At 57.3% G+C, this 6000-nt stretch carries 6 protein-coding genes; all 6 read left to right on the plus strand.

The genetic code is table 11. The annotated features are described in order from the left end of the window. Positions 1 to 3: 3 nt before the first annotated feature. Positions 4 to 1728 (plus strand): acetolactate synthase 3 large subunit, encoded by a 1725-nt coding sequence (locus AB4N64_RS29240; protein ID WP_460120854.1) that lies wholly within the window; start codon positions 4 to 6, stop codon positions 1726 to 1728. 2 nt (positions 1729 to 1730) lie between these two features. After that, positions 1731 to 2222 (plus strand): acetolactate synthase small subunit, encoded by a 492-nt coding sequence (gene ilvN / locus AB4N64_RS29245; protein ID WP_040064172.1) that lies wholly within the window; start codon positions 1731 to 1733, stop codon positions 2220 to 2222. Positions 2223 to 2270: 48 nt separating this feature from the next. Beyond that, complete coding sequence (ilvC, locus tag AB4N64_RS29250; protein ID WP_007909969.1) at positions 2271 to 3287, plus strand: ketol-acid reductoisomerase; 1017 nt, start codon at positions 2271 to 2273, stop codon at positions 3285 to 3287. A gap of 146 nt (positions 3288 to 3433) precedes the next feature. After that, positions 3434 to 4288, plus strand: a complete 855-nt coding sequence (gene pssA / locus AB4N64_RS29255) for a CDP-diacylglycerol--serine O-phosphatidyltransferase (protein ID WP_460120856.1) — start codon at positions 3434 to 3436, stop codon at positions 4286 to 4288. Positions 4289 to 4346: 58 nt separating this feature from the next. Then, positions 4347 to 5360, plus strand: coding sequence for a protein-methionine-sulfoxide reductase catalytic subunit MsrP (msrP, locus tag AB4N64_RS29260; protein WP_460120858.1), 1014 nt, complete (start codon positions 4347 to 4349; stop codon positions 5358 to 5360). Continuing rightward, positions 5360 to 5974 (plus strand): protein-methionine-sulfoxide reductase heme-binding subunit MsrQ, encoded by a 615-nt coding sequence (gene msrQ, locus AB4N64_RS29265; protein ID WP_460120860.1) that lies wholly within the window; start codon positions 5360 to 5362, stop codon positions 5972 to 5974. Before msrP ends, msrQ begins: the two co-directional genes overlap by 1 nt. Positions 5975 to 6000 lie beyond the last annotated feature (26 nt).

Raw genomic sequence — 6000 nt, forward strand, 5'->3', positions numbered from 1 at the left:
AACGTGGAGCTTTTATCTGGCGGTGAGATGCTCGTCCGCTTTTTGCGTGACGAAGGCGTCAAATATATCTACGGGTACCCGGGCGGTGCTCTTCTTCATGTCTACGATGCCCTGTTCAAAGAACCGGAAGTGACCCACATCCTGGTTCGTCACGAACAAGCGGCGACCCATATGGCTGACGGCTATGCCCGTGCCACCGGTAAAGCCGGTGTCGTACTGGTGACGTCCGGCCCGGGCGCGACCAACGCCATCACCGGTATCGCCACGGCTTACATGGACTCCATTCCAATGGTGGTCATTTCCGGCCAGGTGCCGAGCACCATGGTAGGTACCGACGCGTTCCAGGAAACCGACATGATCGGTATCTCCCGGCCGATCGTGAAGCACAGCTTCATGATCAAACACGCCTCGGAAATTCCGGAAGTCATGAAGAAAGCGTTCTACCTGGCGCAATCCGGTCGTCCTGGTCCCGTCGTTGTCGATATCCCGAAAGACATGACCAACCCGGCCGAGAAGTTCGAATACATCTTCCCGAAAAAAGCCAAGCTGCGTTCCTACAGTCCGGCTGTTCGTGGTCATTCCGGGCAAATCCGCAAGGCAGCCGAAATGCTCCTGGCGGCCAAGCGTCCGGTCATGTACGCCGGCGGTGGCGTGATTCTCGGTGGTGGCTCCGCGCAGCTGACCGAGTTGGCGAAGATGCTCAACCTGCCAGTGACCAATACGCTGATGGGGCTCGGTGCCTACCCTGGTACCGACCGCCAGTTCATCGGCATGCTGGGCATGCACGGCAGCTACACTGCCAACCTCGCGATGCACCATGCCGACGTGATCCTGGCTGTAGGCGCGCGTTTCGACGATCGCGTGATCAATGGCGCGTCCAAGTTCTGCCCGAATGCCAAGATCATTCACATCGACATCGATCCGGCTTCGATTTCAAAGACCATCAAGGCCGACGTACCTATCGTCGGTCCGGTCGAGAGCGTCCTGACCGAAATGGTCGCGATCCTCAAGGAGATCGGCGAAACCCCGAACAAGGAGTCCGTTGCCAGTTGGTGGAAGCAGGTTGATGAGTGGCGCGGTGACCGTGGCTTGTTCCCGTATGACAAGGGCGACGGTAGCCTGATCAAGCCGCAGACCGTGATCGAAACCCTGTGCGAGGTGACCAAGGGCGATGCTTTTGTCGCCTCCGACGTCGGTCAGCATCAGATGTTCGCGGCGCAGTACTACAAGTTCAACAAGCCTAACCGCTGGATCAACTCCGGCGGCCTGGGCACCATGGGCTTCGGTTTCCCGGCGGCCATGGGCATCAAGTTGAGCTTCCCTGACTCCGACGTCGTCTGTGTGACAGGCGAGGGCAGCATCCAGATGAACATCCAGGAACTGTCCACCTGTCTGCAATATGGCCTGCCGGTCAAGATTGTCATCCTCAACAACGGCGTTCTGGGCATGGTTCGCCAGTGGCAGGACATGAGCTATGGCAGCCGTCACTCGCATTCGTACATGGAATCGCTGCCTGACTTCGTCAAGCTGGCCGAAGCCTATGGTCACGTTGGCGTACGCATCACCGAGTCGAAAGACCTGAAGTCGAAGATGGAAGAAGCGTTCGCCATGAAGGATCGCCTGGTGATCATCGACGTTTCGGTCGATACCAGCGAGCACGTCTACCCGATGCAGATCAAAGACGGCTCGATGCGCGATATGTGGCTGAGCAAGACGGAGCGTACTTAATCATGCGGCACATTATTTCCTTGCTTCTGGAAAACGAACCTGGCGCTCTGTCTCGTGTGGTTGGCCTGTTCTCGCAACGCAACTACAACATCGAAAGCCTGACCGTGGCTCCGACCGAAGACCCGACCCTGTCGCGTCTGACGCTGACCACAGTCGGTCACGATGAGATCATCGAGCAGATCACCAAAAACCTGAACAAGCTGGTCGAAGTGGTCAAGCTGGTGGACCTGTCGGAAAGTGCTCACATCGAGCGCGAACTGATGCTGGTCAAGGTCAAGGCCACCGGTGCCCAGCGCGCCGAGATCAAACGCACTACCGATATTTACCGTGGGCAGATCGTCGATGTCAGCGCTAGCGTGTATACCGTTCAATTGACCGGTACCAGCGACAAGCTCGACAGCTTCATCCAGTCCATCGGCACCGCCTCGATCCTGGAGACCGTCCGTAGTGGCGTCACCGGCATCGCGCGCGGCGACAAAGTACTCAGCATCTAAACCAAATTAGCGAATGGCCTGAACGGCCTGGATATATAGGGGAAATTCATGAAAGTTTTCTACGATAAAGACTGCGACCTGTCGATCATCCAGGGCAAGAAAGTTGCCATCATCGGTTACGGTTCCCAGGGCCACGCCCAGGCGTGCAACCTGAAAGATTCCGGCGTAGACGTTACCGTTGGCCTGCGTAAAGGTTCGGCTACCGTTGCCAAGGCAGAAGCCCACGGCCTGAAAGTGACTGACGTTGCTTCGGCTGTTGCTGCTGCCGACCTGGTCATGATCCTGACCCCGGACGAGTTCCAGTCCTCGCTGTACAAGAATGAAATCGAGCCGAACATCAAGAAGGGCGCCACCCTGGCCTTCTCCCACGGCTTCGCGATCCACTACAACCAGGTCGTGCCACGCGCCGACCTCGACGTGATCATGATCGCGCCGAAAGCACCAGGCCACACCGTACGTTCCGAGTTCGTGAAAGGCGGCGGTATCCCTGACCTGATCGCGATCTACCAGGACGCCTCGGGCAACGCCAAGAACGTTGCACTGTCCTACGCTGCTGGCGTTGGTGGCGGTCGTACCGGCATCATCGAAACCACTTTCAAGGACGAGACCGAAACCGACCTGTTCGGCGAGCAAGCCGTACTGTGCGGCGGTACCGTTGAACTGGTCAAAGCCGGTTTCGAAACCCTGGTTGAAGCTGGCTACGCGCCGGAAATGGCCTACTTCGAATGCCTGCACGAACTGAAACTGATCGTTGACCTCATGTACGAAGGCGGTATCGCCAACATGAACTACTCGATCTCCAACAACGCCGAGTACGGCGAGTACGTGACCGGGCCGGAAGTGATCAACGCCGAATCCCGTCAGGCCATGCGCAACGCCCTGAAACGTATTCAGGACGGCGAATACGCCAAGATGTTCATCAGCGAAGGCGCTACCGGCTATCCTTCGATGACCGCCAAGCGTCGCAACAACGCCGCTCACGGTATCGAAGTCATCGGCGAGCAACTGCGCTCCATGATGCCGTGGATCGGTGCCAACAAGATCGTCGACAAAGCCAAAAACTAAGTCGGCTACTTGTGCGAAAAAACGCGGCTTAGGCCGCGTTTTTTCGTTTGAGGGGGACGGTTCTGGTATAAAGCTGCTTCGTTTGCGGCCGAACCGTCGTCCCAGACACCTGTCGAAACTTTCCACCCCGTTGCAAGGTAATCTCCATGAGCGAACGTCCCGAAGAGCCAAACCAGGCTAGCGACGCCGAAAGCCTGCTGCCCATCGATGAACACGTCGAAGAAGGGCATGACGCCGAAGGCCGTAAAGTCAGGCATCGTGGTATCTATCTTCTGCCGAATCTTTTCACCACGGCGAACCTGTTCGCCGGGTTTTACTCGATCATCAGCTCGATGAGTGCGCAGAGCGCCCTGAGTGCTGGCGACGCAGCCGGTGCCAGCAAATATTTCGCATTCGCCGCCATCGCGATTTTCGTGGCCATGGTGCTCGATGGCCTTGATGGTCGCGTGGCCCGCATGACCAACACCCAGAGTGCCTTCGGTGCCGAGTACGACTCGCTGTCGGACATGGTCGCCTTTGGTGTCGCGCCTGCCTTGCTGGCGTTCGGCTGGGCGTTGGGCGATATGGGCAAGGTCGGTTGGATGGTTGCCTTCATCTATGTCGCGGGTGCAGCTTTGCGCCTGGCGCGTTTCAACACCCAGGTCGGCACCGCCGACAAACGCTACTTCATCGGCCTTGCCAGTCCGGCAGCTGCGGGAGTGGTAGCCGGCATTGTCTGGGCTTTCAGCGATTACGGTATCCAGGGTTCCAAGATGTCGTTCCTGGTGGCGTTGTTGGTTGCCGCTGCCGGCATGCTGATGGTCAGCAATATCAAATACAACAGCTTCAAGGAACTGGATCTGAAGGGGCGCGTGCCGTTCGTGGCCATCCTTGCGGTCGTCCTTGTCTTTGCAGTCGTGTTCAGTGATCCGCCCCGCATCCTGCTGCTGGTGTTCCTCGCTTATGCAGCGTCAGGGCCGGTGCAATATCTGTTACGCCTTCGCCGGAACAAAAGCGTGTAATTTCCTCCATACTCCGCAGTCTATTGGTGCGTCTGTTCTCCAATGCTGCGGAGTTACCATGCTGATCAAGGTCCCCAAGGCGTCCGACTGTCATGAATCGGACGTTACGCCTCAATCTCTTTATCTATCCCGTCGAAGTGTCCTGGGGGCTGCGGCTGCCGGTCTGGCTGTGAGCAGTCTGCCGCGTTGGGCCAGCGCTGCCGATGCCGCTCGATACCCGGATGTCGAACCCGGCAAGGCGCCTGCCTGGTTTGCCGAGAAGCTTGCTTCCACACAATGGGGGGCAGTCAACGTCAAGGATGAGGCGATCACGCCGTTCAAGGACGCTACCCACTACAACAACTTCTATGAGTTCGGTGCCGATAAGGGCGATCCGGCTGCGAACGCGGGTGCGTTGAAGACCGAGCCCTGGAGTGTGGTCGTGGACGGGGAGGTGGGCAGGCCGGGGCGATATGCGCTGGAAGACTTCATGAAGCCTTACCAATTGGAGGAGCGTATCTATCGTCTGCGCTGTGTGGAAGCCTGGTCGATGGTCATTCCATGGCTGGGTTTCCCTATCTCGGCATTGCTCAAACAGGTCGAACCGACTTCGAAGGCAAAATTCATTCGCTTCGAAACGCTGCAGGACCCCAAGACGATGCCGGGGCAGCGTTCGGGTTTTGCCTTGATTGACTGGCCTTATATAGAAGGGTTGCGCCTCGATGAGGCGATGAACCCTTTGGCTATTCTTGCGGTAGGCATGTATGGGCGCGAGCTGCCCAATCAAAACGGCGCGCCTCTACGTTTGGTAGTGCCATGGAAGTACGGCTTCAAGAGCATCAAGTCCATCGTGCGAATCAGCCTGGTCAGTGAGCAACCGAAAACCACCTGGCAAAGCATCGCCGCAGATGAATATGGTTTTTACGCCAACGTGAATCCTACGGTCGACCATCCCCGATGGACCCAGGCGCGGGAGCGGCGACTGCCAAGTGGATTGTTCAAGCCCAATGTGCGCGAGACGCAAATGTTCAATGGTTACGCGGATGAAGTTGCATCGTTATATACAGGGCTCGACCTGCGGAAAAACTACTGATGCGATTGTGGCGATTGGCTGTCTTTATAGTGGCGGCTATCTGGCCGCTGCTTTGGCTCTATCAGGCGTGGGCTGATTTGCTTGGGCCTGATCCTGGCAAAGTGTTGGTTGATCGACTTGGGCTTGGAACGCTGATCTTGCTGCTGATCACCTTGAGCATGACGCCGTTGCAAAAGCTGACCGGTTGGGCGGGGTGGGTGGCTGTACGGCGGCAGTTGGGGTTGTGGTGTTTCGCCTATGTGGTGCTGCACATGTGTGGCTACATGACGTTCATTCTTGGATTTGACTGGTCTCAACTGGGCGTCGAATTACGCAAGCGGCCCTACATTATTGTTGGGGCGCTGGGGTTCCTTGGTTTGCTGGCGTTGGCGGTGACGTCAAATCGCTATAGTCAGCGACGCCTGGGGTCTCGTTGGAAGAAGTTGCATCGTTTGGCCTATGTCGTGCTCGGACTGGGTTTGCTGCATATGTTGTGGATCGTGCGGGCCGATCTTAAGGAGTGGGCGGTGTATGCCGTTATAGGCGCGCTGTTATTGGTGCTGCGTCTGCCTTCTGTAGCCCGCCGTATCCCGCGTTTCAGGGCGGGAAAGTCATCTTCTGCAAGAAAAGCATAAAAAGGTGTTGACGGCAGATTCTGGAC

The sequence above is a fragment of the Pseudomonas sp. S2_C03 genome, assembly GCF_054668405.1.

Bases quoted from the DNA above. Each gene is read 5' to 3' on its own strand.
- ilvN (WP_040064172.1), top strand. From the start codon at position 1,731: ATGCGGCACATTATTTCCTTGCTTCTGGAAAACGAACCTGGCGCTCTG.
- msrQ (WP_460120860.1), top strand. From the start codon at position 5,360: ATGCGATTGTGGCGATTGGCTGTCTTTATAGTGGCGGCTATCTGGCCG.
- ilvC (WP_007909969.1), top strand. From the start codon at position 2,271: ATGAAAGTTTTCTACGATAAAGACTGCGACCTGTCGATCATCCAGGGC.
- pssA (WP_460120856.1), top strand. From the start codon at position 3,434: ATGAGCGAACGTCCCGAAGAGCCAAACCAGGCTAGCGACGCCGAAAGC.
- msrP (WP_460120858.1), top strand. From the start codon at position 4,347: ATGCTGATCAAGGTCCCCAAGGCGTCCGACTGTCATGAATCGGACGTT.